This window comes from Streptomyces dysideae, assembly GCF_001514305.1.
In the GTDB taxonomy this organism is placed as follows: Bacteria; Actinomycetota; Actinomycetes; order Streptomycetales; family Streptomycetaceae; genus Streptomyces; species Streptomyces dysideae.
Window position 1 is genome coordinate 416140 of sequence record NZ_KQ949076.1, and the last position, 26043, is coordinate 442182.

The window sequence follows — 26043 nt, forward strand, 5'->3', positions numbered from 1 at the left end:
GGGCGCTGCCTCCTCGGTCTGCTCCGGCGTCTCTTCGACGGCCGGCGCGCTCTCCCCCGCGGCAGTGGCCGCGGGCACCACGGTCTCGGCGGCCTCGGCGGCGGTCGGAGCCCCGGCGGGCGCGGCAGCCCGGCGGACCGCACGACGACGCGTGCGGGCGGCGGGGGCGACCTCGACCGCGGGTGCCTCGGCCCCTTCGGCCGTCACCTCGGTCTCTTCGGTCTCTGGAATCTCGGCGGCCTCGACGCCCTCCTCGGTCACCGTCGGCTCTTCGACGGCGTCCTCGGCAGGGTCGGCGGACTCGGCGGCCGGTATGGCCGACGTCACCTCGTCCGGTGTCTCGGCGACCGGCGGGCCCGCCGGTCGGGAAGCGGCACGGCGCCGACGACGCGGCGGCAGGGTGTCGCTGGGGGTGTTGAGTTCGGAACCCTCAGTGGGTTCGGTCGGCTCGAGCATGCGGGCGTTTCTCCCGTCAGGCTCCCGGGCGCCGCGCCTGGTCCGGCGGTACAGCCGGTGACGTCCGCGGCTCGCGCGATGCGCGACTGCCGCCGTCCGGGGCGCGGGCGCCGCACGGGAGCTCTCTGTGTCCTGTCTCGCCGGTTCCGTACGCCGAATGCGTACGGCCTGGCGAAAGTCTTCTGGTGGTGCGCTGCCCGACCCAGGTGGCTCCCGAGTACGAGGGCGGCGCTACGACGTCCGTCCCTTCGCGGGACCTTCCTTACGCCGGCGCCTTCGCGGCGGCAGCCAGTGCGGCCGTGGGTGGGGCCGTCGCTGCCTCGCGGTCGGGCGCGAGCGGGTCGGTCACCGTGCCGGTCTCTTCATCGAACAGCCCCTGCGCCAGCCTGGTCACCGCTGCGGGGACCGGCGGCGCCAGGTCGGCCACGGCGCGGAGACCGGACAGGACGTCGTCGGGTCGTACGGCAGGCGTCACGTGCCGAACAACCAGCCGCAGTATCGCACAGGGCTGGTCGGTCGGCCTATCAGCCGGATCACTATGCGTTTCAAGGTGTACGACCGCGGGGCGGGCGTCGAAGGTCCGGATGCCGTTCTTGGTACGGCGCTGGACCTCGACGGACCCGGCGGCGTTGAAGGCCGCGACCGCGCGCTCGGCGTCGGCCGGGTCCACACCGTCCAGCCGCAGCTCCCAGACGGAGGCCGTCAGCCGGTCGGCGAGCCCGGAGGTCCGGGCCTCGACCGCGTCGATCACGTCGAGCCCGGCGGGCAGCGACTCGTCGAGGAGCGCTCTCAGTTCTCCGGGATCGCGCGCGTCGGTGAGCGCGATCTCCAGGTACTCCGCCTCACTGCCCGTGCCGGTGGGTGCGGCATTGGCGTACGACACCTTCGGATGCGGCGTGAACCCCGCCGAGTACGCCATCGGCACCTCGGCACGGCGCAGCGCACGCTCGAAGGCGCGCTGGAAGTCACGGTGGCTGGTGAACCGGAGGCGGCCGCGCTTGGTGTAGCGCAGTCGGATGCGCTGCACCGCGGGTGCGGGCGGCGGGCCTTCGGGCTGTCGCTTGCCCAGTGTCGTTCAGTCCTTCGTGAGTGCGGTCGTACTGCTACCAAGAGTACGTGTCTCACGGCCCGTGGGTTCCCGGCGGGCCGCGGGCTCCGGCTGCCGGGGCGCTCCGGACAGCATCCGCCGGAAGTCGGCGCGGGCCTGGCGTACGGACTCGCGGGTAGTGGCGAGGGCCTGCCGGGTGGCCCGTCCCACCGTGCGCGCGGCCTCGGCGACGGGCCGCAGCACCACGTCGCGGACGACGTGCCCGACCGGGGTCAGGATGGTCCGGTACACCCAGCGCACCGGCTCCACGAAGATCCACCGGAAGAGGGTCGCGAGGAACCGCCCCACGGCGAGCGAGATCCGGCCCGCGATCCGCCAGGCGTGCCCGAGCGCGTTCCAGATCTCCCCTCCGACGACCGCGAGGACGCGGCCGACCGGGGTGAGGATCCACCGGTAGACGCCGATCACGGGCAGCACGAGCAGCACGCGCGCGGTCCAGTACAGGGCGACGCCGATCCCGGTGGCGGCCGTGCTCACGAGCCATACGAGTCCCCGCGCGCACCAGGCGATCGCCCGTCCGACCGGCGCGAGGATCCACTCGTACAGCCATACGGCGGGGACGACGAGGAGGTACCGCGCCAGCCAGGCCACGGCGACGTACGCCCCGGTCCCGACGGCGGCGAGCACGGCGCCGATCCCTCTCAGGACCCACGCGCACGCGTGCCCGACCGGCGTCAGCACGCGCGCGTACACCCACGCGAGCGCCGCCCCGATCCCCCGGCCGACCCACGCGACGGCATGTCCGAGGGGAGTCAGCACGTACCGGTAGAACCACACCAGCGGCACGACGACGAGCACGTTCGCCAGCCACGCGAGCCCTTTCGCGAGCGGCACGACGGCATACCGCCACAGCGCCACGAACGGCCACACGAACACCGCCCGCCCGGCCCACAGCAGGGCGCGCCCCACCGGCCGCAGCACCGTGTCCCGCAGGAACCGCCCCGTGACGACGAGCGCGTCCCACACCATCCGCACGGGCATGACCAGCACCAGTACGACGATCCGCACCGGAATGCGGATCGCGACGGCGAGACACCCCTCCGGGTCCTGCTGCCGCTCCGGCCGCTTTTCGAGATCCATACCGGCGTAGACGCCCCAAGTCCGCGTGCGGATGCGCAGCCGCTCTGTCTTCCTCACCCATGTCCGCCAAGGCGTCCATCGTGCGCCGCAACGCCTCGCTCACCTCAGTGCGAGTGCTCGCTCGGCGTCGGCGCAGCGTTCTTGACCGTCAGAGGCAGCAGCTTCTTACCGGTCGGGCCGATTTGTATGGCCGTGTCCATCTGCGGACACACCCCACAGTCAAAGCAAGGCGTCCACCGGCAGTCCTCGACCTCCGTCTCGTCGAGGGCGTCCTGCCAGTCCTCCCAGAGCCAGTCCTTGTCCAGGCCGGAGTCCAGGTGGTCCCAGGGGAGGACCTCCTCGTAGGTGCGCTCGCGCGTCGTGTACCAGTCGACGTCGACGCCGAAGGGGGCCAGCGCCTTGTCAGCGCACTGCATCCAGCGGTCGTACGAGAAGTGCTCGCGCCAGCCGTCGAAGCGGCCGCCGTCCTCGTAGACCGCGCGGATGACCGCGCCGATGCGGCGGTCGCCGCGGGAGAGGAGGCCTTCGACGATGCCGGGCTTGCCGTCGTGGTAGCGGAAGCCGATGGAGCGGCCGTACTTCTTGTCGCCGCGGATCTTGTCGCGCAGCTTCTCCAGGCGCGCGTCCGTCTCCTCCGCCGACAGCTGCGGCGCCCACTGGAAGGGAGTGTGGGGCTTGGGCACGAAGCCGCCGATCGAGACCGTGCAGCGGATGTCGTTGGAACCGGAGACCTCGCGGCCCTTCTGGATGACGCTCATCGCCATGTCGGCGATCTGGAGGACGTCCTCGTCGGTCTCCGTCGGCAGGCCGCACATGAAGTACAGCTTCACCTGGCGCCAGCCGTTGCCATACGCCGTCGCCACCGTCCGGATGAGGTCCTCCTCGGACACCATCTTGTTGATGACCTTGCGCATGCGCTCCGAGCCGCCCTCGGGCGCGAAGGTCAGGCCCGAGCGGCGGCCGTTGCGCGTCAGCTCGTTCGCCAGGTCGACGTTGAAGGCGTCCACACGGGTCGACGGGAGGGACAGGCCGATCTTGTCCTCCTCGTAGCGGTCCGCCAGGCCCTTCGCGATGTCGCCGATCTCCGAGTGGTCCGCAGACGACAGGGACAGCAGGCCCACCTCCTCGAAGCCCGTCGCCTTCAGGCCCTTCTCCACCATGTCGCCGATGCCGGTGATGGAACGCTCGCGCACCGGGCGGGTGATCATGCCCGCCTGGCAGAAGCGGCAGCCCCGGGTGCAGCCGCGGAAGATCTCCACCGACATGCGCTCGTGGACCGTCTCGGCCAGGGGGACCAGGGGCTGCTTGGGGTACGGCCACTCGTCGAGGTCCATGACCGTGTGCTTGCTGATCCGCCACGGGACGCCCGACTTGTTCGGTACGACACGGGCGATACGGCCGTCCGCGAGGTACTCGACGTCGTAGAAGGCCGGGATGTACACCGACCCGGTCTTCGCCAGGCGGAAGAGGACCTCCTCGCGGCCGCCGGGGCGGCCCTCCGCCTTCCACTCGCGGATGATCCGCGTCATGTCGAGCACGGCCTGCTCGCCGTCGCCGATGATCGCCGCGTCGATGAAGTCGGCGATCGGCTCGGGGTTGAACGCGGCGTGCCCGCCGGCCAGCACGATCGGGTCGTCGATCGTCCGCTCGCGCGACTCCAGCGGGATGCCCGCCAGGTCCAGCGCCGTCAGCATGTTGGTGTAGCCGAGCTCCGTCGAGAACGACAGCCCGAACACGTCGAAGGCCTGCACCGGGCGGTGGCTGTCCACCGTGAACTGCGGGACGCCGTGCTCCCGCATCAGCGCCTCCAGGTCCGGCCACACGCTGTAGGTGCGCTCGGCGAGGACGCCCTCCTGCTCGTTGAGGACCTCGTAGAGGATCATGACGCCCTGGTTGGGCAGGCCGACCTCGTACGCGTCGGGGTACATCAGCGCCCAGCGGACATCGCACGACTCCCACGCCTTGACGGTGGAGTTGAGCTCTCCGCCGACGTACTGGATCGGCTTCTGCACATGCGGGAGCAGGGCTTCGAGCTGCGGAAACACGGACTCTGCGGCCGCAGCGACTTCGGCAGGCATCTCGCGAACCTTCGTGAGCGGGACTGGACTGACAGGGGTGACCATCTAGCGTAACGCGACCGCGACGGCCCCCCGCCCGCTCAGATCGCCGCCCTGCCCTTGATCTCCGCCCACAGCCCTGGCAGCCAGGCCTCGTCGTCCGCCGCCCGCCGTTCCTCGCGCCCGTACAGCAGCCCGTACGTGAACGCGCTCTCCCCCGCCGCGTGCGCCTGCCGTGCCAGCTCCCTCAGGGCCTCCCGGGTCATCACGCTGTCCTGGTGGTCGCCGAGCAGGTTCTGCAGGTTCTTCATCGCCTTGACCAGCCCGGATGCCGGATCTCCCAGCGCCGGGACGGCCGACTCCGCCGAGTACCGGGTCCGCTTGGCCTTCTTGCGCGCCTCGTGCAGGGCCAGGTCGCGGTCCGGTCCCGGCGGCAGGACGAGGGCCTGCTCGACCAGCGCGGCCACCTTCGAGAAGTCGTTCCGTACGGCCTTCCCGACCACCTTCTCCGGCTTCCCGCCGGCGGCCGCCCGCAGCGGCGGGTCGGCGACCACGGCGTCCAGGGTCCCGAGCAGCTCCAGATACCGCTTCCCGTCCAGTACGGCGATCAGGCGGCGCCTCGAGCCGCCGCTGCGGGCGTGCGACCAGGTACGCAGCCGGGTGCGGACGGGCCCGGACAGCAGCGGCCTCGGCAGTTCGTCCAGGGCGGCCGTCAGGCGCTCGGTCAGCACCTCCTGGTCCCGGTCGACGCCCAGCTCACCGGCCAGCCACTTCAGCTCGTCGCCGACCGGGTCGGTGACGGCGCGGTCGAGGACCCTGCCGTACGACCTGAAGGCGCTGCGCATCCGCCGGGTGGCGACGCGCATGCGGTGCACCGAGTCGTACTCGTCCTGCCGGACGGCGGGGTCGAGCTCGACGATGGCGTCCCGCTGCGCGCGGACGTAGGCGAGGACGTGATCCCCGGCGGTGACGGGTTCCTTCTCCCCGGCCTCCTCGGCCCGCTTCTTGCCGTTCTTGCGTTTCTTCTTCGGGGCGGTCTCCGCCAGGGCCCGCGCCAGCTTCGACGCCGACGAGGAGGGCCGTACGCCCGCCTTCTTCAGCCGTTTCTCGACCTTGTCGAGGAACGCCGGGTCGCCGCCGTCGGCGAGTTCCACCTCCAGCTCGGTCCACTGGGCGGTGCCGCCCTCGCCGGTGAGGCGTTCGGCGCGTACGGCGTCCACGCTGACCTCGGCCAGGAGGCGGCCGTCGGCGTCGACGAGGTGGCGTACGTCGCGGTCGGAGCGCAGCCGGACCAGGGGGTGCAGGTCGGTGTCCCGGATGCGGGAGCGGACGAGGCCGGTGAGGGTGCGGGGGACGGTGTCGGAGAGCGGGGCCTGGATCTCGTCCCGTACGCCGGGGGCGACGGGGAACTTGAGGTGCCAGCCGGCGTCGGTCCCGCCCGTGCGGCGGCGCAGGGTGATCGACGACGCGGCGAGGCGTTCGTCGTCGGTGTCGTAGTAGGTGGCGTCCAGATGCGCGACACCCTTGTCGATGACGGCTGCGACGCCGGCGACGCCGGTCAGGTCGGGCAGCCCGCTGTCGTCGGACTCGTACTTCCGCTCGATCTCGCGCTTTGTGTCCGCCATGACCCGAATCTAGTGGGAGTTCGCCCGGTACGGCAGGGCCTACCGGGCATGAACCCCGGGGAAACGGGAAATGACCGCCGACTAGGCGGACATGGGGCGTTGGGCTCTGATCGACTGCAGCAACCCCACCGCCACCCACACCGAGAACATCGACGACCCTCCGTACGACACGAACGGCAGCGGCAGGCCTGTCACCGGCATGATGCCCAGGGTCATGCCGATGTTCTCGAACGACTGGAAGGCGAACCACGCCACGATCCCGGCGGCGACGATCGTGCCGTACAGCTCGGTCGTCTCGCGGGCGATGCGGCAGGCGCGCCACAGGACCACGCCCAGGAGGACGATGATGAGGCCGCCACCGACGAAGCCGAGCTCCTCGCCCGCGACCGTGAAGACGAAGTCGGTCTGTTGTTCAGGGACGAACTGGCCTGTTGTCTGCGAGCCTTCGAAGAGGCCCGAGCCCGTGAGGCCGCCCGAACCGATGGCGATGCGGGCCTGGTTAGTGTTGTAGCCGACACCCGCGGGGTCGAGGCTGGGGTTGGCGAAGGCGGCGAAGCGGGCGATCTGGTAGTCGTCCAGGATGCCGAGCTGCCAGACGGCGATCGCGCCGAGCGTGCCCGTGCCGAGGAGGCCGAAGACCCAGCGGTTCGAGGCGCCCGACGCCAGCAGTACGCCCAGCACGATGATGACCATGACCATGACCGACCCGAGGTCGGGCATCAGCATGACGATCAGCATCGGTACGGCGGCCAGCCCGAGGGCCTGCACCACCGTCCGGTGGTCGGGGTACTGTCTGTCGCCCGCGTCCACCCGCGCCGCCAGCAGCATCGCCATGCCCAGGATGATCGTGATCTTCACGAACTCGGAGGGCTGGAGGGAGAAGCCGCCGCCGAGCACGATCCACGAGTGGGCGCCGTTGACCGTGGAGCCCAGCGGGGTCAGGACCATCAGGATCAGGAACACCGAGGCGCCGTAGAGGATCGGGACGGCCGTGCGCAGGGTGCGGTGGCCGAGCCAGACCGTGCCGATCATCAGGGCGAACCCGATGCCGGTGTTCATGATGTGCCGGATGAGGAAGTAGTACGGGTCGCCCTGGTTGATCTCGGTGCGGTTCCGTGTCGCCGAGAAGACCAGCAGTGAACCGATCAGCGACAGCGCGAGCGCGGCCAGCAGTATCGGCCAGTCGAGGCGCCGCGCGAGCGAGTCGCGGGCGAACAGGCGGGCCCAGCCCGCCCGTTCGGGCCCGTACCCGGAGACCTGGAAGCTGTTGGCCCCCGTCATGTGAGCATCCTCCGGCCACCGCTCCCACGCCGCCTGCGCCGCGTGTCCCGGTTCTCGGTCGTCGGCGTCGCCACCGTCCCGGCGAGCTGCTGCTCGTCCGGCGCGGTCTCGCCCTTCTGACTGGCCCGCTGGTCCTCCGCCGGGTCCTTGGAGATCTTCGGCGGGGTGATCGAGCCGTCCGTCTGGATCTTCGGCAGGTTCTTCTCCGGCGCGGGCAGCAGCGCGTTCTTCTTGTTGATCGTGCCGTCGTCGGAGACGCCGTACAGCGCGTCGTAGATGTTGCGGACTGCGGGACCCGAGGCGCCGGAGCCCGTACCACCCTGGGAGATCGTCATGACGACGGCGTAGTCCTTGGTGTACGTCGTGAACCAGGACGTCGTCTGCTTGCCGTAGACCTCCGCCGTACCGGTCTTGGCGTGCATCGGGATCTTGTCCTGCGGCCAGCCGACCTGTGCGAACCGCCAGGCGGCGGTACCACGGGTGGCCACACCGGCGAGAGCGTCGTCCATCTCGGCCAGTGTCTTCTGGTTCATGGGCAGCTTGCCGTGGGACTTCGGCTCGATCTCCTGGACCGTCTTGCCGTCGGGGCTGACGACGGCCTTGCCGACGGAGGGGTTGTAGAGGGTGCCGCCGTTGGAGATGGCCGCGTAGATGGTGGCCATCTGAATGGGGGTGACGAGGGTGTCGCCCTGGCCGATGGAGTAGTTGACGGAGTCACCGGCGCGCATCTGGTTGCCTTCGAGGCAGTTCTCGTACGCGATCTGCTCGGCGTACGTGCCGCCCCTCTTGCCGGTCTTGCACCAGGCGTCCTTGTTGGCCTTCCAGTAGTCCTGCTTCCACTTGCGGTCGGGAACGCGGCCGGTGACCTCGTTGGGCAGGTCGATGCCGGTCTCGGCGCCGAGGCCGAACTGGTGGGCGGTCTTGTAGAACCAGTCGTTGGTGTTCTTCTTCGGCTTGGTGCCGCCGTCCCGCTTCCACTCCTCGTGGGAGAGCCGGTAGAAGACGGTGTCGCAGGAGACCTCCAGGGCGCGGCCGAGGCTGATCGGGCCGTACCCCTTGGACTCGAAGTTCTTGAAGACCTGGCCGCCGATCGAGTACGAACTGGAGCAGTCGTAGGGGCCGTTGAAGGAGTAGCCGGCGTTGACCGCGGCGGCCGTGGGGATCACCTTGAAGACGGAGCCGGGCGCCGACTGGCCCTGGATGGCCCTGTTGAGCAGCGGGTAGTTGGAGTTCTTGCCGGTGAGCTTCTTGTAGTCCTTGGCGGAGATGCCGCCCACCCAGGCGTTCGGGTCGTAGGTCGGGTTGGACGCCATGGCGACGATGCGGCCGGTCTTGGCCTCCATCACGACGACCGCGCCCGAGTCGGCCTTGTACTTCTCGCCCGTGTTGCGGTCCCACGCCTTGCGGGCTTCCTTCATCGCCTCGTTCAGCTCGTACTCGGCGACCCGCTGGACGCGGGCGTCGATGCTGGTGACGAGGTTGGAGCCGGGCTGGGCGGTGTCGGACTCGGCCTGGCCGATGACGCGGCCGAGGTTGTCGACCTCGTAGCGGGTTACGCCGGCCTTGCCACGCAGTTCCTTGTCGTACTGGCGCTCCAGGCCGCTGCGGCCGACCTGGTCGGATCGCAGATAGGGCGAGTCGGTGTCCTGGGCCTGCTGGATCTCCTCGTCGGTGACCGGGGAGAGGTAGCCGAGGACCTGGGCGGTGTTGGCCTCGCCGGGGCCGGCGTAGCGGCGGACGGCCTGGGGTTCGGCGGTGATGCCGGGGAAGTCCTCGGCGCGCTCGCGGATCTGCAGGGCCTGCTTGGCGGTGGCCTCGTCGGTGATGGGGATCGGCTGGTAGGGCGAGCCGTTCCAGCAGGGCTGGGGGGTTTCGGCGTCGCACAGCCGGACCTTCTCCATGACCTCCTTGGGCCGCATGCCCAGGACCCCGGCGAGCTTGGTGAGGACGGCCTTGCCGTCGTCCTTCATCTTCAGCAGGTCGGTGCGGGAGGCGGAGACCACGAGCCGTGTCTCGTTGTCGGCGAGGGGCGCGCCGCGGGCGTCCAGGATCGATCCGCGTACGGCGGGCTGGACGACCTGCTGGACGTGGTTGCCAGAGGCCTCCTTGGCGTACTGGTCGCCCTCGCGGATCTGGAGGTACCAGAGGCGGCCGCCGAGGGTGCCGAGGAGGGAGAGGACGAGGATCTGGATGGCGACGAGCCGGATCTGGACGCGTGGGGTCCGTCCGGTCTCGGGAATATTGGTCATGTGCGGCTGCCTCCCCCTCTCAGTGCGCGGGCGTCTGTGCGCGTACGAATGATGAACGACGGGCCTGTGAGGCCTCGTTCCGCCGGAACGTCCTCGTTCGAGTGAACTCGCCCGTGGTGAACTCGCCCGTGCTCACAGCCGCTTGACCCCCTTGATGCGGCCTGCGCGCGCGGTCCGGGCCCGGGCCCTGGTCTTCAGGCCGCCGAGGGTGCCGCGCTGACCGCCGATCTTGAGGCCCGTGCCGGAGGAGAGCCAGCCGGCGGAGATGTCGGCCTTCCTCGCCGAGGAGTTGGTCTCGGCGAGGGGGTCGTTGTCCGCGCGCCGGGCCAGGGCCATGATCCCGGGGACCACGAAGGGCGCGAACAGCAGGTCGTACAGGGCGGCCGTGAACAGCAGGCTGCCGAGGCCGACATGGCGGGCGGCGGTGTCGCCGACGAGGGCGCCGACCCCGGCGTAGAGCAGGGTCGATCCGATCGCGGCGCCGACCACGACCACCATCGGCCCGGTGGCCGACTTCAGCTGGCCGTTCTCCGGCTTGATGAGGCCGGCGAGGTAGCCGATGACGCACAGCACCAGGGCGTAGCGCCCGGCGGCGTGGTCGGCGGGTGGGGCGAGGTCGGCGAGGAGGCCGGCGCCGAAGCCGATGAGTGCGCCGCCGACATGGCCGTAGACCATGGCGAGGCCCAGGACGGTGAGGAGCAGCAAGTCCGGGACGGCGCCTGGGAGATGGAGGCGGGCGAGGACGCTCACCTGGAGCACCAGGGCGACGACGACCAGGGACGTGGAGAGCAGGATCCGGTTGACGCGCATGAGAAGTCAGCTCCTACTGCTCTTGCTCGAACTGGCCGTCGGCGGGCGCGTTCGCGGACGGGGTGACCGTGACGGTGACCGTCGGCGTGGGGGTCGGCTTGGGCTTGTCGGGGAGCACCGTGTCGCGCGGGTTCTTCGCGGGGGCCTGGACGACGACGCCGACGATGTCGAGCTTGGTGAAGCTGACGTACGGCGTGACGTAGAGAGTGCGGGTCAGGTCGCCGCCGGAGGGGTCGACGCGGGAGACGACACCGACCGGGACGCCGGGCACGAAGGGCCGGTCGGCCTGCGAGCCGAAGGTGACGAGCCGGTCGCCCTTCTTGATCTGGGCCTTGCCGTTGAGGAGTTCGACGCGCAGCGGGCGGTCGCCCTGGCCGGAGGCGAAGCCGAGTTCGTCGCTGGCCTCCATGCGGGTGCCGACGGTGAAGTCGGGGTCGCTGGCGAGGAGCACGGTCGCGGTGTTCGGGCCGACGGTCGTCACGCGCCCGACGAGGCCGTCCCCGTTCAGGACGGTCATGTCGCGCTTGATGCCGTCGTTGGCGCCGGCGTCGATGGTGATGGTCCAGGAGAAGCCCTGGGCCGCTCCTATGGCGATGACCTGGGCGCCCTTGATGCCGTACTGCCCCTGGCCGGCGATCTTCAGCATCTTGTCGAGCTGTTTGAGGCGGCTGCGGTTGCGGTCGTCGCTGCCGAGCTTCGCCTCGAGGACCGCGTTCTCCTTCTCCAGGGTGGCGAGCCGGTCGTGGCGTTCACCGGAGTCACGGATCGCGGAGACCGCGTTGCCGACCGGGTCGACCGCGGCCGACACCCCGTTCTCGATCGGGCCGAAGACGGCGGCCGCGGCCTGTCGGGCACCGTCGACCGGTGAGTCCTCCCCACCGCGGATGTCCACCGTGATCAGCGCGAACGCGATGGCGATCAGCAGCACCAGGAGCAGCCGGCTCTCTCGTGTGTCCCTCACGTGCGGCGGCCGTGCCTTCCTCATTGGAATGTGCGGGTGTTCAGGTGTGTGGGCGTGCAGATGTTTATCGGTGAGCTTATGCCTCTATATCAACGATCCGCCGTACGAGAGCAGATCATCCCGTACGGCGGCATCGAAGAGTTATGTCATCTGCGCGGCTGGGCGTCCAGTACCTGCTGCAACGCCTCGAACTCCTCGACACACTTGCCGGAGCCGAGCGCCACGCTGTCCAGCGGGTCCTCGGCGATATGGATCGGCATGCCGGTCTCACGGCGCAGCCGCTCGTCGAGGCCGCGCAGCAGGGCACCGCCGCCGGTCAGGACGATGCCGCGGTCCATGATGTCGCCGGAGAGCTCGGGCGGACACTTGTCGAGCGTGGTCTTCACGGCGTCGACAATGGCGTTGACCGGTTCCTCGATCGCCTTCCGCACCTCAGCGGCGGAGATGACGACCGTCTTGGGCAGTCCGGAGACGAGGTCCCGGCCGCGGATTTCGGTGTGCTCGTCAGCGTCGAGGTCGTACGCCGAACCGATCGTGATCTTGATCTGTTCGGCCGTCCGCTCACCGAGAAGGAGGGAGTACTCCTTCTTGATGTGCTGGATGATCGCGTTGTCCAGCTCGTCGCCCGCGACGCGGATGGACTGGGCGGTGACGATGCCGCCGAGGGAGATGACCGCGACCTCCGTGGTGCCACCGCCGATGTCGACCACCATGTTGCCCGTGGCCTCGTGGACCGGCAGGCCGGAGCCGATGGCCGCGGCCATGGGCTCCTCGATGATGTGCACCTGACGGGCGCCGGCCTGGGACGACGCCTCGATGACGGCACGGCGCTCGACGCCGGTGATGCCCGAGGGCACACAGACGACGACCCGCGGCCGAGCCAGATACCGCCGCTTGTGGATCTTCAGGATGAAGTAGCGGAGCATCCGCTCGGTGATCTCGAAGTCGGCGATCACGCCGTCCTTCAGCGGACGTACGGCAACGATGTTGCCGGGCGTGCGCCCGATCATCTTCTTCGCTTCGGCGCCGACCGCGAGAATGCCACCGGTGTTGGTGTTGATCGCGACGACGGACGGCTCGTTGAGTACGATCCCGCGACCCCTGACGTACACCAGCGTGTTGGCGGTCCCGAGGTCGACAGCCATGTCACGGCCGATGAACGACATTGAGTTCCCCATCAGGATTCGTCTGGCCTTCCCGGGAGCTTTTGAGGGCATTTCAGGTCGGCGAAGTGGGTGCGGTGACGTGAAGGCTTCCATCGTAGTGGCGCCTTCACGAACACAGCGCGAGGGTCTTCGCCATTGTCAGCAGATGAAGTGCCGCCTCGCTTGTGGAGACGGCCCATCGGGGGCACTCGTTCCCCCGATCGGCACGCATATGCCAACGAGCTGCCAAAAACGTACAGCCGTCCCAGCTCAGAAGTCCGGACGAACTGACAATCCCTCAGAAAAATCCCTGAAAAATCCCCGGCCCGGAGGGCTACGCGCGCCCCGCGAAGAAGATCTTCACCTCGCGCTCGGCGGACTCCTCGGAGTCGGAGGCGTGGATCAGGTTCTCGCGGACGATCACGCCGTAGTCGCCGCGGATGGAGCCCGGTGCGGCGGCGATCGGGTCGGTCGGTCCGGCGAGCGCGCGCAGCCCCTCGATGACCCGCTCGCCCTCGACGATCAGCGCCACGACCGGGCCGGACGCCATGAACTCCACCAGCGGCTCGTAGAAGGGCTTGCCCTTGTGCTCGCCGTAGTGCAGTTCCAGGGTCTCCTGGTCCAGGGTGCGCAGCTCCAGCGCCGTGATCCGCCAGCCGGCCTTGCGCTCGATACGGCTGATGATCTCGCCGGTCAGGCCGCGACGGACGGCGTCGGGCTTGAGGAGGACGAGGGTGCGCTGGCTCACGACGGGCTCCTTATGAATCAAGGTTGTGCGGGGAAACGAGGCTACAGGGCGTGTCGGCCCGTCCGTCACACAGCGTCAGGTGCAGAGGAGCCGGCCTGAGCTGCGAATCTCGCCTTCGCCTCGTCGATCTTCCGCCCGTAGTGCACCGACGCCCACCACAGCGCCGCGAAGACCGCCCCCAGGAAGAACATCGTCGGGATGACGACGCCGGAGGCGATCAGGGCGGCCTGCAGGGCCCAGCCGAGAGCGATCCCGCCGGGCCGGGTCACCAGGCCGCACAGCACCAGGCACAGGAGCATCGCGATGCCGCTGACCGTCCACACCGTGGACATGGACAGGTCGGGGTCCTTCATGGCGACCAGACCGGCGAACCCGATGATGAAGACCTCGCCGATCAGGGTCGAAGCACAGAGCGTACGCATCCTTGGAACTCAGCCCTTCCCCAGCAGCAGCCGGGCCTCGCCGACGGTGATGACGGAACCGGTGACCAGCACACCGCCGCCCGCGAACTCGCTCTCCTCCTCGGCCAGCGTGATCGCGGCCTCCAGGGCGTCGGGCAGCCGCACCTCGACCTGCACCCGGTCGTCACCGAACACCTCGACGGCGATCGCGGCGAGCTCGTCGGCGTCCATGGCGCGATGGCTGGAGTTCTGCGTGACGACGACCTCCGCGAAGATCGGCTCGAAGGCCTCGAGCAGCCCCCGCACGTTCTTGTCGTCGCTGGCCCCGACCACCCCGATCAGCCGGCTGAAGTCGAAGGCCTCCCCGACCGCCTCGGCCGTGGCCCGCGCGCCCGCCGGGTTGTGCGCGGCGTCCAGCACGACGGTGGGCGAGCGCCGTACGACCTCGAGCCGACCCGGCGAGGAGACGGCCGCGAACGCCTTGCGCACGGTGTCGATGTCGAGCGGATGCGGCCGCTGGGCGCCGACACCGAAGAAGCCCTCGACGGCGGCGAGCGCGACGGCCGCGTTGTGCGCCTGGTACGGCCCGTGCAGCGGCAGATACACCTCGGTGTACTCCCCGCCGAGCCCGCGCAGGGTCAGCAACTGCCCGCCGACGGCGACCTGCCGGGCCACGACCCCGAACTCGAGCCCTTCCCGAGCCACCGTCGCATCGACCTCGACGGCCTTCTTCAGCATCACCTGCGCCGCGTCGACCGGCTGCTGGGCCAGGATGACGGTGGCGTCCTGCTTGATGATCCCGGCCTTCTCCACGGCGATCTCGCCGGGAGTCGCCCCCAGCCGGTCGGTGTGATCGAGATCTATGGGCGTGACGACGGCGACGTCCCCGTCGATGACGTTGGTGGCGTCCCAGGAGCCCCCCATGCCCACCTCCACCACCGCGACATCGACGGGCGCGTCGGCAAAGGCGGCGTAAGCCATCCCCGTCAGCACCTCGAAGAACGACAGCCGGTACTCCTGCTGCGAGTCGACCATCTCGACGTACGGCTTGATGTCCTCGTACGTCTCGATGAACCGCTCGGCGGAGATGGGCGCGCCGTCGAGGCTGATGCGCTCGGTGACGGACTGGACGTGCGGGGACGTGTACCGCCCCGTACGCAGGTCGAAGGCACCCAGCAGGGCCTCGATCATGCGCGCGGTGGAGGTCTTGCCGTTGGTGCCGGTGATGTGGATGGAGGGGTACGCCCGCTGCGGCTCCCCCAGCACATCCATGAGCGCGGCGATCCGGCTCACGGACGGCTCCAGCTTGGTCTCGCCCCAGCGCGTGGCCAGCTCCGCCTCGACCTCGCGCAGCGCCTTGTCGACCTCGGGGTCCGCCGGCCGCACGGGCACGTCGGCCTGCGGCGCGCCGCCCTGCGTGCGCAGGGTGCGGCTGCCGGCCTCGATGACCGCGAGATCGGGATCCCGCTCGGTCTCGGACGCGATGATCTCGTCGAAGGGGTCGAGCGGATCGGGCTGCTCGCTGTTGTCAGGGGGGAGGTCACTCACGGGGCCAGTCTACGTACCCGGCGCCCCACCCCGACGGCAACCGAAGGCCCCCGGAACCAAGCAGCTCCGGGGGCCTTCACCGACGTACTCGTACCGCCTACGCGGAGGGCAGCCGGTCCAGCTGCGCGGCGATCCGCGCGATGTCCTCGTCCGCCTTGGCCAGCCGCGCCCGGATCTTCTCCACCACGTGATCCGGCGCCTTGGAAAGGAACGCCTCGTTGCCGAGCTTGGCGTTGGCCTGAGCCTTCTCCTTCTCTGCCGCCGCCAAGTCCTTCGCCAACCGCTTCCGCTCCGCCGCGACGTCGATCACCCCGGACAGGTCCAGCGCGACCTCGGCCCCCGACACCGGCAGCGTCGCCGTGGCCGAGAAACCCTCGCCCTCCGGCTGCAGACGCAGCAGCTGCCGGATCGCCGGCTCGTGCGGAGCCAGCGCCGTACCGTCCAGCGACAGCCTGGCCGGCACCCGCTGCCCCGGCTGCAGCCCCTGGTCGGCACGGAAGCGGCGGACCTCGGTGATGACGGACTGGAGGGTCGAGATCTCGCCCTCCGCCTGCGTGTCACGGAACCCACTGTCCTGCGGCCACTCGGCGATGACCACCGACTCGCCACCGGTCAGCGTCGTCCACAGCGTCTCCGTGACGAACGGGACCACCGGGTGCAGCAGCTTCAGCGTGACGTCGAGGACCTCACCGAGGACTCGCTTCGAGACCTCCGCCGCCTCACCGCCCGCGGCGAACGTCGTCTTGGACAGCTCGACGTACCAGTCGAACACCTCGTCCCACGCGAAGTGGAAGAGGGAGTCGGACAGCTTCGCGAACTGGAAGTCGTCGTAGTACGCGTCGACTTCGGCGACGACGGAGTTCAGCCGGGAGAGGATCCAGCGGTCCGTCGACGACATCGCCGACGCGTCCGGCAGCGGACCCTCCACCGTCGCGCCGTTCATCAGCGCGAAGCGCGTGGCGTTCCAGATCTTGTTGGCGAAGTTCCGGGACCCCTGGACCCAGTCCTCGCCGATCGGGACGTCGACGCCGGGGTTGGCACCGCGCGCCAGCGTGAACCGGAGCGCGTCGCTGCCGTACTTGTCCATCCAGTCCAGCGGGTTGACCGCGTTGCCGAAGGACTTCGACATCTTCTTGCCGAACTGGTCGCGGACCATGCCGTGCAGGGCGATGGTGTGGAACGGCGGGGTGCCGTCCATCGCGTACAGGCCGAACATCATCATCCGGGCGACCCAGAAGAAGAGGATGTCGTAGCCGGTGACCAGGACGGAGTTCGGGTAGAACTTCGCGAGCGACTCGGTCTGTTCGGGCCAGCCGAGCGTGGAGAACGGCCAGAGGCCGGAGGAGAACCAGGTGTCGAGGACGTCGGTGTCCTGATGCCAGCCCTCACCGGTCGGCGCCTCGTCGTCCGGACCGACGCACACGACTTCGCCGTTCGGGCCGTACCAGACCGGAATCCGGTGCCCCCACCACAACTGCCGTGAAATGCACCAGTCGTGGAGGTTGTCGACCCAGTCGAAGTACCGCTTCTCCATCTCCTGCGGATGGATCTTGACGCGGCCGTCACGGACGGCGTCGCCCGCCGCCTTCGCCAGCGGGCCGACCTTGACCCACCACTGCATGGACAGCCGCGGCTCGATGGTGGTCTTGCAGCGCGAGCAGTGGCCGACGGAGTGGACGTACGGCCGCTTCTCCGCGACGATCCGGCCCTCGGCGCGCAGCGCGGCGACGATCGCAGAGCGGGCCTCGAGGCGGTCCAGGCCCTGGAAGGGGCCGTGGGCCGTGATGACCGCGTGCTCGTCCATCACCGTGAGGGACGGCAGGTTGTGCCTCTGCCCGATCTCGAAGTCGTTCGGGTCGTGGGCCGGGGTGACCTTGACGGCGCCCGTGCCGAACTCGGGGTCGACGTGCTCGTCGGCGACGACCGGGATGGAGCGCTCGGTCAGCGGCAGCCTGATGAGCTTGCCGACCAGGTGCCGGTACCGCTCGTCCTCGGGGTGCACGGCGACGGCCGTGTCGCCGAGCATGGTCTCGGCGCGGGTGGTGGCGACGACGATGGTGTCGTCCCCGTCGCCGTACTTCATGGAGACGAGCTCGCCGTCGTCGTCCTGGTACTCCACCTCGATGTCCGAGATGGCCGTCAGACAGCGCGGGCACCAGTTGATGATGCGCTCGGCGCGGTAGATCAGCTCGTCGTCGTAGAGCCGCTTGAAGATGGTCTGGACGGCCTGGGAGAGCCCCTCGTCCATGGTGAAGCGTTCGCGGGACCAGGCGACACCGTCGCCGAGGCGGCGCATCTGGCCGCTGATCTGCCCGCCGGACTCGCCCTTCCACTGCCAGACGCGCTCGACGAACGCCTCCCGGCCGAGGTCGTGCCGGGACTTGCCCTCCTTGCCGAGCTCCCGCTCGACGACGTTCTGGGTGGCGATACCGGCGTGGTCCATGCCGGGCTGCCACAGCGTCTCGTAGCCCTGCATGCGCTTACGGCGGGTGAGGGCGTCGATGAGGGTGTGCTCGAAGGCGTGCCCGAGGTGCAGGCTGCCCGTGACGTTCGGCGGCGGGATGACGATGGTGTACGGCGGCTTGTCGCTCTTCTCGTCCGCCTCGAAGTAACCGCGCTCTACCCAGCGCTCGTACAGCGCCCCCTCTACATCGGCCGGCGCGTACTGGGTCGGCAGTTCGGTGTTGGGCGCTGGTGGCTGCTGCTGAGCGTTCTCGGTCACGGGCTCAGTTTAGGGGTGTCGCGGGGGTGTCCCGAAACGCCTTTGTTCTGTAACGGTGCGGCCCCCGGTGCAATGCATGCACTGTGTTTGCGCCAGGATGTCGTGAACACATAAGCATCTGGAGGGGAACCCAGAAATGAGCTACAACCAGCCGGGCCCGTACGGCGGGCAGCCTCAGCAGCCCGGTCCGTACGGCCAGCCGGGTCCGTACGGCCAGCAGCCGCAGGCCCCACAGCCCGGCTATGGCTACCCCCAGCAGGCCCCTCCGGCCCAGCCGGGCTACGGCTACCCGCAGCAGCCCCCGCAGGGTGTTCCGCCCCAGCAGCCGCCGTACGGCCAGCAGCCCGGCTACGGTCAGCAGCCCCCGTACGGCCAGCAGCCGCCCTACGGCCAGGCCCCGTACGGCATGCCCCAGCAGCCGGCACCGGGCGGCAGCAAGAAGAAGGCCGGCCTGATCATCGGCGCGGTGGCCGTCGTGGCGGCGATCGGCGTCGGTGTGTACTTCGTGGTCGGCGGGAGCGGAGGCGGCCTCGATGACGATGGGGCGCACACGCTGGACACGCCGGCGACCCTGCTCGAGTACAAGCGGGTCGGCAAGGGCGGCGAGACGAGCGACGCGGACACCACGAAGTACCTGGAGAGCAGCGGCGTCAAGAACGGCAAGGCCGTCATCGGCCAGTGGTCGACGGCCGACTTCTCCGGCTACGATCCGGCGGACCCGAGCACGCGGCCTCCCACAGCCGAGCTGCTGGCAGCCAGGGGCGTGACCGTGGTCGGCGGTTACGGCGAGATCGCGGATCCCGAGAAGGCGCTGGACACGTACTTCGCCGCCCTCACGAAGCAGATCGAGGACAAGAACAGCAGCTCCTCCGCCAGCAGCAGCGGCAAGACCACGTTGATCGGTCAGCCCGAGGAGGCCGACATCGACGGTGCGGTCATGAAGTGCCAGTCGGCCAAGAGCACCAACTCGCTGACGCAGAAGGAGTCGACGGACTGGTTCTGCGTGTGGTCCGACTACTCCACGATCGCCATGGTCTCACCCGGTGACAACACCAAGAGCATCACCAAGGACGCCGCGGTCGACCTGACCACGAAGTTCCGTTCCGAGATGCGCGTCAAGGCCTGACGCCGGGACGTCTCAAAGGTGAAGGGCCCCGGTCGGTCGACCGGGGCCCTTCACCGTACGTCTGGGTACGTCTGTCGCGTGCTACGCCGTCTTTTGCTCGCCCGGCCCGCGCCCGTTGCGCGCGTCGCGCGGGATCAGGGTCGGGTTCACGTTCGAGTGGACGACGTCCGCCGTGATGACCACGCGGGCCACGTCCTTGCGGGACGGGATCTCGTACATCACGCCCTGGAGGACTTCCTCCATGATGGCGCGCAGGCCGCGGGCGCCGGTCTGGCGGAGGATCGCCTGGTCGGCGATGGCCTCCAGGGCCTCGCGCTCGAAGTCCAGCTCCACGCCGTCGAGTTCGAAGAGGCGCTGGTACTGCTTCACGAGCGCGTTGCGCGGCTCGACCAGGATCTGGAGGAGGGCCTCGCGGTCGAGGTTGTGGACCGAGGTGATGACCGGGAGGCGGCCGATGAACTCGGGGATCATGCCGAACTTGACCAGGTCCTCGGGCATGACGTCCTCGAACTGGTCCTTGGCCTCCAGCTCGCGCTTGGAGCGGATCGTCGCGCCGAAGCCGATGCCCTTGGCGCCGGCCCGGGACTCGATGAGCTTCTCCAGGCCCGCGAAGGCGCCGCCCACGATGAACAGGACGTTCGTCGTGTCGATCTGGATGAACTCCTGGTGCGGGTGCTTGCGGCCGCCCTGGGGCGGGACCGAGGCCGTGGTGCCCTCGAGGATCTTCAGCAGGGCCTGCTGGACGCCCTCGCCGCTCACATCGCGGGTGATCGACGGGTTTTCGCTCTTACGTGCGACCTTGTCAATCTCGTCGATGTAGATGATCCCGGTCTCGGCCTTCTTGACGTCGTAGTCGGCCGCCTGGATCAGCTTCAGCAGGATGTTCTCGACGTCCTCGCCGACATAGCCCGCCTCCGTCAGCGCCGTCGCGTCGGCGATGGCGAACGGGACGTTCAGCATGCGTGCCAGCGTCTGCGCGAGGAGGGTCTTGCCGGAGCCCGTGGGGCCCAGCAGGAGGATGTTGGACTTCGCCAACTCGATGGCGTCGTCGCGGCCTTGGGCGCCGCCGTTCTCGCCGGCCTGGACGCGCTTGTAGTGGTTGTACACCGCGACGGAGAGGGCCTTCTTCGCCGCCTCCTGGCCGACCACATACCCCTCGAGGAACTCGTAGATCTCGCGGGGCTTGGGGAGTTCCTCCCAGCGCACCTCGCTCGTCTCCGCGAGTTCTTCCTCGATGATCTCGTTGCAGAGATCGATGCACTCGTCGCAGATGTACACACCGGGGCCTGCGATGAGCTTCTTGACCTGCTTCTGGCTCTTGCCGCAGAACGAGCACTTGAGCAGATCGCCGCCGTCACCGATGCGTGCCACGGTGTGCTTCCCCTTCGCCTGGGAGACGCCTAGGTCCAGCGGCTCCTGGTGCTGCCTTATGTCCGACGGTACCTTGCCTAGCCCCCCGTTCGGGCCCCCCTTGGCACGGTTCACTTTGACGTGGACCGTGCCAAACCGTGCCAAGGGGCGGCAGACGCTACAGCATTCCGCGTCAGCGGACGGACTCGTTGTTCATCTTCCGGGTCGAGATGATCTGGTCGATCAGGCCGTACGCCAGCGCGTCCTCGGCCGTGAGGATCTTGTCGCGCTCGATGTCCTCGCGGATCTTCTCGATCGGCGTGGTGGAGTGCTTGGCCAGCATCTCCTCCAGCTGCGCGCGCATCCGGAGGATCTCGTTGGCGGCGATCTCCAGGTCGGAGACCTGACCGCGGCCGGTCTCGCTGTACGGCTGGTGGATCAGCACACGGGCGTTCGGCAGCGCCATGCGCTTGCCGGGCGTACCGGCGGCCAGCAGGATCGCCGCGGCGGAGGCCGCCTGGCCCATGCAGACCGTCTGGATGTCCGGCTTCACGAACTGCATCGTGTCGTAGATGGCCGTGAGCGCGGTGAAGGAGCCGCCCGGGCTGTTGATGTAGACCGAGATGTCGCGGTCGGGGTCCATCGACTCCAGGCACAGCAGCTGCGCCATGACGTCGTTGGCGGAGGCGTCGTCGATCTGCACGCCGAGGAAGATCACGCGCTCTTCGAACAGCTTTGCGTACGGGTCGTACTCGCGGACGCCCTGCGAGGTGCGCTCGACGAAGCGCGGGATGACGTAGCGGGACTCCGCGCGAGGGCCCGTGTACTCGGCCTCTGTGCGGGCGTAGAGGCCGCTGCCGGGGAAGTCGTTCACTGTGTCTCCTGGAGAGCCTGGTAAAGGCTGAGGCGGTCGGCTGGGGGCTCGGAGGGGCTGGTGTCGGTCTACGCCGACCTACGCCGCCCCGGTACCGCCACCGCCCGGCATTCCGGCAGCGGTGGGCATGATGTCGTCGATGAGGCCGTACTCCTTGGCCTCGAGCGGGTCGAACCAGCGGTCACGGTCCGAGTCGCGGGTGATCTGCTCCACGGACTGACCGGTGTGGAAGGCCGTCAGCTCGGCCATGCGCTTCTTGGTGTGCAGCAGCCGCTCGGCGTGGATCTTGATGTCCGACGCGGAGCCGGCGAGGCCGGCCGAGGGCTGGTGGATCAGGATCTCCGCGTTCGGCAGCGCGAAGCGCTTGCCGGGAGTGCCCGCGCTCAGCAGGAACTGGCCCATGGAGGCCGCCATCCCCATGGCGATCGTCACCACGTCGTTCTTGATGTACTGCATGGTGTCGTAGATCGCCATGCCGGCGGTGATCGATCCGCCGGGGCTGTTGATGTAGAGGTAGATGTCCTTGTCCGGGTCGGAGGCAAGGAGCAGCAGCTGCGCGGTGATCTTGTTGGCGATGTCGTCGTCGACCGGCTGGCCGAGGAAGATGATCCGCTCGTTGAGCAGCCGGTTGTAGACCTGGTCACCGAGGCCACCACCGATGGAAGGCTCGCCGGCGGCGGAGGGCATCAGATTCGTCACGTATCCACCTGCTCGTCTTACGACGGCGTCCGGGCCGTCTCACGTTTCCCTGCGGGGCTGGAGCCGTTTCGGGGACTCCCGTGCCCTCATATTCATGGACCCTAACGCGCGGGCCCCTTCGGGGAATCCCGCAGAAGGGAGTGTTCGCCGGGGGCGTAGCGCCGTGGGGGCTTCGGTTCGTGGGCGGCTGCGGGTCGGCTGTGGCTTGTCGCGCAGTTCCCCGCGCCCCTGGGGGGACGCTGCCCTGCCGCATATCAAGAAGGGCCCCGGAGGCGTGATACGCCCCCAGGGCCCCTTGTACGACCTACAAGGCGCCGTGGGCTCAGCCCTCGGTCTTCACCTCGGTGGTCTCCGTGACCTCGGCGGCGTCGCCGTCCGTGGCCTCGGCGGCCACCTCGGCGGCCGTCTCCGTCTCGTCGACCTCGTCTTCGTCCTCCAGGTCGATGACCTCGCCGTTGGTGTCCTTCACCGTGGCGGCCTCGACCACGACGGCCAGGGCCTTGCCGCGGGCGACCTCGCCGACCAGGACCGGGACCTGACCGCCCTCGACGACCGCCTGGGCGAACTGGTCGGGGGACATGCCGGAGGAGGCGGCGCGGCGCATGAGGTGCTCGGTGAGCTCCTCCTGGTTGACGTTGAGCTTCTCCTGCTTGACGAGCTCGTCGAGCACGAACTGGGTCTTGATGCCCTTGACCGCGGCCTCACGGGTCTCGGTCTCGAACTCCTCCTCGGTCTTGCCCTGGATCTCCAGGTACTTCCCGAGGTCGAGGCCCATCTGGCCGAGCTGGTGGTGCTCGAGGTTGTGCTTACGGGTGTTGATCTCGTCCTCGAGCAGCTTCTCGGGGACCGGGACCTCGACCAGCTCGAGCAGCTTCTCCAGGACGCGCTCCTGGGCCTGCGTGGCCTGGTCGTACTGCTTCATGTTCTCGAGGCGCTTGCGGCTGTCCGCCCTGAGCTCCTCAAGGGTGTCGAACTCAGAAGCGAGCTGCGCGAACTCGTCGTCCAGCTCGGGGAGTTCGCGGGCGGCGACCTGGGTGACCTTGACGGTGACCTCGGCCTCCTTGCCGGCCGCCGAGCCGCCCTTGAGCTCGGAGGTGAAGGTGGTCTCGCCACCGGCCTCCAGGCCCTTCACGGCGTCGTCGATGCCGTCCAGCAGCTCGCCGGAGCCGATGGTGTAGGAGACGCCCTCGGCGACGCCGTCCTCGAGGACCTCGCCCTCGACCTTGGCCTGCAGGTCGATCGTGACGACGTCGCCGTCCTCGGCGGCCCGCTCCACCGGGGAGGTGGCGGCGAAGCGCTCACGGAGCTGCTCGACCGACTTCTCGATGTCCTCGTCGGTGACCTCGACCGCGTCGACCTCGACCTCGATGCCGGAGTAGTCCGGGATCTCGATGGCGGGGCGGACGTCGACCTCGGCGGTGAAGTTCAGCGTCTCGCCGTCCTTCAGCTCGGTGATGTCGACCTCGGGCTGGCCCAGGACGTTGAGCTCGGCCTCGTTGACCGCCTCGGTGTAGAACTTGGGCAGCGCGTCGTTGACGGCCTCCTCCAGAACCGCACCGCGGCCGAACCGCTGGTCGATGACGCGGGCCGGGATCTTGCCCTTGCGGAAGCCCTTCACCGTGACCTGCTGGTTGATCTTCTTGTACGCCGCGTCGAGGCTGTCCTTGAGCTCCTCGAAGGGCACCTCGACAGTGAGCCGAACCCGAGTCGGGTTCAGGGTCTCCACGGCGCTCTTCACGGTTCGGTCTCCTTGTGGCTGACTTCTTGGTTTCTGCCGGAGCCAGACTGGTCCGGCGGATTTCGCCGCCCGGAGGACTTCATCAGACGAGAGGCACACGGGCGCGCAGCTTGCATAGTAACCGCAGCCGCTGAACGCCCCAAAAAGGCGATCATGCGAGGTGATCGTGAGTCGGCCGGTAACAGCCGGTCGTTGGTCGGGGTGGCGGGATTTGAACCCACGGCCTTCCGCTCCCAAAGCGGACGCGCTACCAAGCTGCGCCACACCCCGTCTGGTGCGACACGTAGGGTACATGCCCGCAGGCAGTGGGGCCGCCGCATTTTCGCGAGCGCCGGGCCGGAGCGGGTGCGGGCGGGATTGGGGTGTGCGGTGAAGGCGGCCGACCCGCTACGATGCCTGTCAGTGCCGCGGTCATCTGACCTGCGGCGCGTCCTGTGCGGGCGTAGCTCAATGGTAGAGCCCTAGTCTTCCAAACTAGCTACGCGGGTTCGATTCCCGTCGCCCGCTCTGTACGGCTCAGGGCCAGGTCAGAGGGATCTTTCCTCCACCTGGCCCTGATTCGTTTCCGGGGGTGGTGTTCAGTCCGGCATGTCCCCTGCGTGCCCCTCGGGCTCTGGATCTTGCTTCTTCTTCGGCTTCTTCCTCGCCTTTTTGCTCGACTTCTCTGGCGACTTCCGCCCCTTCTTGACCAGACCGCTCACCGCGTCGGCGATCAGCTGGCCACGGTCGGCGCTGGCGTGCTGGTAGATCAGCGCAGCGCGGGCGGTGCCGTGGCCCATGCGCGCCATCAGCTCCCGCGTGCTGGCCCTGGTCGACGCGGCCAGGGTGTCGCCCGTGTGTCGAAGATCATGAAAGTGCAGGCCCTTGATCCCGGCATCGTCGCAGGCCTTGCGCCACAGCCGGTTGAAGTTTCACTCACACTCCGTCCAGCAGACAAGTCGCGGTCGGCGCTGGTGGTTGTGCGCACCGCCGCTCAACAGTTCACTGATGGTGGAAGTTACGGCTTGCTGCGCGCAGGGTGGCGCTCTCGCCAGGTGTCGAGCTGATCGATCGGCCATAGCGGGGTGCGTCCGACATAGAGGGGAGTGGGGCGCCCGTCAGGCCGAACACGCCGCCTCAATGGCCGAGCACCGACGCCGCCGCGCCCGTCTGGTGGCGCGGGAGATCGCCGCCGCCCACGGCCCCGTGCTCGTGGTCGAGGACTGCGACATCCGCACCTGGTACCGGCTGTGGGGCAAGCGCCTGTCCCAGACGACGCCCGGCATGCTCATCTCCGCCCTCAAGGTGGAGTGCGAAGCGGCGGGCGGACGGCTCGTGCGGGCCTCCACTTGGTCAACGGCCCTGTCCCAACACTGCCTGTGCGGCGAGCGCGTGAAGAAGACCCTCCGCGACCGAGAGCACAGGTGCATCGCCTGCGGCCTGGCCGGCAAGCGGGACCTCGTCTCCGCCGCGCCGGCCGCGTTCGTCCGCTTCACCAACGTGGACGACCCCAAGACCGCGTACCTGGACACCACCGCGTCCCGGCGCGCAACAGATCGTTTATGCACAAGCGCTGGAAGAAGCGCTGGGCGAGTCAACCACACCGAGCCAGAACACCTCTCGGGGTGCTGGTCGCGTGGCAGTCCCACGGCAACGCCGCGAGACCTCTGCTCCCCGAACCGCCGGACAGCGGAACCGAGCAACCCCGGATGAGACACGCCCCGTGCGCGACCACGCCGGAACGCCCAGCTCTCGCCCCGGCTGCACCCAGCTCACCCTCTGGGGTGACATACGGGACAAGTCTTAGAACTGGATGGAGTTGAGGGTCTCCGCTATGGAGTTGAGGAATCGCTGGATGTCGTCGGCCATGCCGGTCGAGGCAAGGAAGAAGCCGAACAGCACGGCGACGACGGCGGGGCCCGCCTTCAGTGATCCGCCACGGATCAGCACCACCAAGATGATCGCCAACAGCAACACCACTGACAGCGAAATGGCCACAACTCATCACACCCTCGGTCGGTCCGCTCCCGGCCCGGGGGTGCCGGCCCCGCACACCCCCGCCAGAACCATCGTGCCACCAACCAGG

General features: G+C 69.0%; 22 protein-coding genes, 2 tRNA genes and 2 pseudogenes. 4 read left to right on the forward strand and 22 right to left on the reverse strand.

All coding sequences use genetic code 11. The features are described from left to right. The 14 genes and pseudogenes from AQJ91_RS05120 to AQJ91_RS05185 all read right to left on the reverse strand — a co-directional run. Positions 1-456 (reverse strand): annotated as a pseudogene (locus AQJ91_RS05120) (Rne/Rng family ribonuclease); the annotation flags it as partial. A gap of 262 nt (positions 457-718) precedes the next feature. After that, on the reverse strand, positions 719-1483 hold the full coding sequence (locus AQJ91_RS05125; RefSeq protein ID WP_067016793.1) for a TIGR03936 family radical SAM-associated protein: 765 nt from the start codon (positions 1481-1483) through the stop codon (positions 719-721). Positions 1484-1531: 48 nt separating this feature from the next. Next, positions 1532-2644: a DUF2339 domain-containing protein gene (locus tag AQJ91_RS05130; protein ID WP_067016796.1), complete on the reverse strand. Its 1113-nt coding sequence runs from the start codon at positions 2642-2644 to the stop codon at positions 1532-1534. Between the two features lie 104 nt (positions 2645-2748). Beyond that, positions 2749-4722 (reverse strand): TIGR03960 family B12-binding radical SAM protein, encoded by a 1974-nt coding sequence (locus AQJ91_RS05135; protein ID WP_067016798.1) that lies wholly within the window; start codon positions 4720-4722, stop codon positions 2749-2751. Positions 4723-4802: 80 nt separating this feature from the next. After that, positions 4803-6326 carry a CYTH and CHAD domain-containing protein gene (locus AQJ91_RS05140; protein WP_067016800.1) on the reverse strand — a complete coding sequence of 508 codons (1524 nt, stop codon included), beginning with the start codon at positions 6324-6326 and terminating at the stop codon, positions 4803-4805. A gap of 81 nt (positions 6327-6407) precedes the next feature. Further along, on the reverse strand, positions 6408-7607 hold the full coding sequence (gene rodA / locus AQJ91_RS05145; RefSeq protein WP_067016802.1) for a rod shape-determining protein RodA: 1200 nt from the start codon (positions 7605-7607) through the stop codon (positions 6408-6410). Continuing rightward, entirely contained in the window at positions 7604-9856 is a 2253-nt protein-coding gene (gene mrdA / locus AQJ91_RS05150) for a penicillin-binding protein 2 (RefSeq protein ID WP_067016804.1), read from the reverse strand. Before mrdA ends, rodA begins: the two co-directional genes overlap by 4 nt. Positions 9857-9988: 132 nt before the next feature. Next, positions 9989-10666, reverse strand: coding sequence for a rod shape-determining protein MreD (mreD, locus tag AQJ91_RS05155; RefSeq protein ID WP_067016807.1), 678 nt, complete (start codon positions 10664-10666; stop codon positions 9989-9991). Positions 10667-10679: 13 nt separating this feature from the next. Beyond that, positions 10680-11627: a rod shape-determining protein MreC gene (gene mreC, locus AQJ91_RS05160; protein ID WP_067016809.1), complete on the reverse strand. Its 948-nt coding sequence runs from the start codon at positions 11625-11627 to the stop codon at positions 10680-10682. Between the two features lie 146 nt (positions 11628-11773). Beyond that, positions 11774-12793 carry a rod shape-determining protein gene (locus AQJ91_RS05165; protein ID WP_004931372.1) on the reverse strand — a complete coding sequence of 340 codons (1020 nt, stop codon included), beginning with the start codon at positions 12791-12793 and terminating at the stop codon, positions 11774-11776. A gap of 313 nt (positions 12794-13106) precedes the next feature. Then, positions 13107-13520, reverse strand: coding sequence for a nucleoside-diphosphate kinase (ndk, locus tag AQJ91_RS05170; RefSeq protein WP_067016811.1), 414 nt, complete (start codon positions 13518-13520; stop codon positions 13107-13109). Positions 13521-13585: 65 nt separating this feature from the next. Continuing rightward, positions 13586-13942 (reverse strand): DUF4233 domain-containing protein, encoded by a 357-nt coding sequence (locus tag AQJ91_RS05175; RefSeq protein ID WP_067016813.1) that lies wholly within the window; start codon positions 13940-13942, stop codon positions 13586-13588. A gap of 9 nt (positions 13943-13951) precedes the next feature. Continuing rightward, positions 13952-15469: a bifunctional tetrahydrofolate synthase/dihydrofolate synthase gene (gene folC, locus AQJ91_RS05180; protein ID WP_067016815.1), complete on the reverse strand. Its 1518-nt coding sequence runs from the start codon at positions 15467-15469 to the stop codon at positions 13952-13954. Positions 15470-15566: 97 nt separating this feature from the next. After that, positions 15567-18191: a valine--tRNA ligase gene (locus tag AQJ91_RS05185; RefSeq protein ID WP_067016817.1), complete on the reverse strand. Its 2625-nt coding sequence runs from the start codon at positions 18189-18191 to the stop codon at positions 15567-15569. 136 nt (positions 18192-18327) lie between these two features. Between AQJ91_RS05185 and AQJ91_RS05190 the strand changes: the two genes are divergently transcribed. Beyond that, entirely contained in the window at positions 18328-19317 is a 990-nt protein-coding gene (locus AQJ91_RS05190; protein WP_067016819.1) for a hypothetical protein, read from the forward strand. An 81-nt stretch (positions 19318-19398) separates the two neighbouring features. Here the strand turns inward: AQJ91_RS05190 and clpX are convergent, their stop codons facing one another. The 5 genes from clpX to AQJ91_RS05215 form a co-directional block, all read right to left on the reverse strand. Beyond that, a complete protein-coding gene (gene clpX, locus AQJ91_RS05195; protein WP_067016821.1) occupies positions 19399-20688 on the reverse strand; it encodes an ATP-dependent Clp protease ATP-binding subunit ClpX in 1290 nt (429 codons plus the stop codon). A gap of 172 nt (positions 20689-20860) precedes the next feature. Further along, a complete protein-coding gene (locus tag AQJ91_RS05200; RefSeq protein ID WP_067016823.1) occupies positions 20861-21541 on the reverse strand; it encodes an ATP-dependent Clp protease proteolytic subunit in 681 nt (226 codons plus the stop codon). Positions 21542-21619: 78 nt separating this feature from the next. Beyond that, complete coding sequence (locus AQJ91_RS05205; RefSeq protein ID WP_067017216.1) at positions 21620-22228, reverse strand: ATP-dependent Clp protease proteolytic subunit; 609 nt, start codon at positions 22226-22228, stop codon at positions 21620-21622. 334 nt (positions 22229-22562) lie between these two features. Then, positions 22563-23978, reverse strand: a complete 1416-nt coding sequence (tig, locus tag AQJ91_RS05210) for a trigger factor (RefSeq protein ID WP_067016825.1) — start codon at positions 23976-23978, stop codon at positions 22563-22565. A 193-nt stretch (positions 23979-24171) separates the two neighbouring features. Further along, positions 24172-24248, reverse strand: a tRNA-Pro gene (locus tag AQJ91_RS05215). 166 nt (positions 24249-24414) lie between these two features. On the opposite strand from AQJ91_RS05215, the gene AQJ91_RS05220 reads away from it, so the two are divergent. Beyond that, positions 24415-24485, forward strand: a tRNA-Gly gene (locus tag AQJ91_RS05220). 71 nt (positions 24486-24556) lie between these two features. On the opposite strand, the gene AQJ91_RS05225 is transcribed toward AQJ91_RS05220, so the two are convergent. Beyond that, entirely contained in the window at positions 24557-24766 is a 210-nt protein-coding gene (locus tag AQJ91_RS05225; protein ID WP_159054483.1) for a hypothetical protein, read from the reverse strand. Beyond that, a pseudogene (locus AQJ91_RS57710) lies at positions 24767-24847 on the reverse strand (hypothetical protein); the annotation flags it as partial. It lies immediately after the preceding gene. Here AQJ91_RS57710 and AQJ91_RS54320 point away from each other — a divergent pair. Together AQJ91_RS54320 and AQJ91_RS51845 are read left to right on the forward strand one after the other, a co-directional pair. Beyond that, positions 24815-25024, forward strand: a complete 210-nt coding sequence (locus tag AQJ91_RS54320) for a hypothetical protein (protein WP_199847864.1) — start codon at positions 24815-24817, stop codon at positions 25022-25024. The pseudogene AQJ91_RS57710 and the gene AQJ91_RS54320 sit on opposite strands and share 33 nt — an antisense overlap. A gap of 73 nt (positions 25025-25097) precedes the next feature. Beyond that, on the forward strand, positions 25098-25670 hold the full coding sequence (locus tag AQJ91_RS51845; RefSeq protein WP_234381807.1) for a transposase: 573 nt from the start codon (positions 25098-25100) through the stop codon (positions 25668-25670). A 90-nt stretch (positions 25671-25760) separates the two neighbouring features. Here AQJ91_RS51845 and AQJ91_RS05235 read toward each other — a convergent pair whose 3' ends face one another. Next, positions 25761-25955 (reverse strand): hypothetical protein, encoded by a 195-nt coding sequence (locus tag AQJ91_RS05235; protein WP_067016831.1) that lies wholly within the window; start codon positions 25953-25955, stop codon positions 25761-25763. Between the last annotated feature and the right edge of the window lie 88 nt (positions 25956-26043).

What these genes read in the sequence shown, in the direction of transcription:
- AQJ91_RS05165 (WP_004931372.1), bottom strand. Translation starts at nt 12,793, where the DNA reads ATGTCGTTCATCGGCCGTGACATGGCTGTCGACCTCGGGACCGCCAAC.
- AQJ91_RS05190 (WP_067016819.1), top strand. Translation starts at nt 18,328, where the DNA reads ATGAGCTACAACCAGCCGGGCCCGTACGGCGGGCAGCCTCAGCAGCCC.
- AQJ91_RS05175 (WP_067016813.1), bottom strand. Translation starts at nt 13,942, where the DNA reads ATGCGTACGCTCTGTGCTTCGACCCTGATCGGCGAGGTCTTCATCATC.
- AQJ91_RS05205 (WP_067017216.1), bottom strand. Translation starts at nt 22,228, where the DNA reads ATGCCCTCCGCCGCCGGCGAGCCTTCCATCGGTGGTGGCCTCGGTGAC.
- AQJ91_RS05225 (WP_159054483.1), bottom strand. Translation starts at nt 24,766, where the DNA reads ATGGCGCGCATGGGCCACGGCACCGCCCGCGCTGCGCTGATCTACCAG.
- rodA (WP_067016802.1), bottom strand. Translation starts at nt 7,607, where the DNA reads ATGACGGGGGCCAACAGCTTCCAGGTCTCCGGGTACGGGCCCGAACGG.
- AQJ91_RS05135 (WP_067016798.1), bottom strand. Translation starts at nt 4,722, where the DNA reads ATGCCTGCCGAAGTCGCTGCGGCCGCAGAGTCCGTGTTTCCGCAGCTC.
- AQJ91_RS05140 (WP_067016800.1), bottom strand. Translation starts at nt 6,326, where the DNA reads ATGGCGGACACAAAGCGCGAGATCGAGCGGAAGTACGAGTCCGACGAC.
- mrdA (WP_067016804.1), bottom strand. Translation starts at nt 9,856, where the DNA reads ATGACCAATATTCCCGAGACCGGACGGACCCCACGCGTCCAGATCCGG.
- AQJ91_RS51845 (WP_234381807.1), top strand. Translation starts at nt 25,098, where the DNA reads ATGGCCGAGCACCGACGCCGCCGCGCCCGTCTGGTGGCGCGGGAGATC.
- AQJ91_RS05130 (WP_067016796.1), bottom strand. Translation starts at nt 2,644, where the DNA reads ATGGATCTCGAAAAGCGGCCGGAGCGGCAGCAGGACCCGGAGGGGTGT.
- mreD (WP_067016807.1), bottom strand. Translation starts at nt 10,666, where the DNA reads ATGCGCGTCAACCGGATCCTGCTCTCCACGTCCCTGGTCGTCGTCGCC.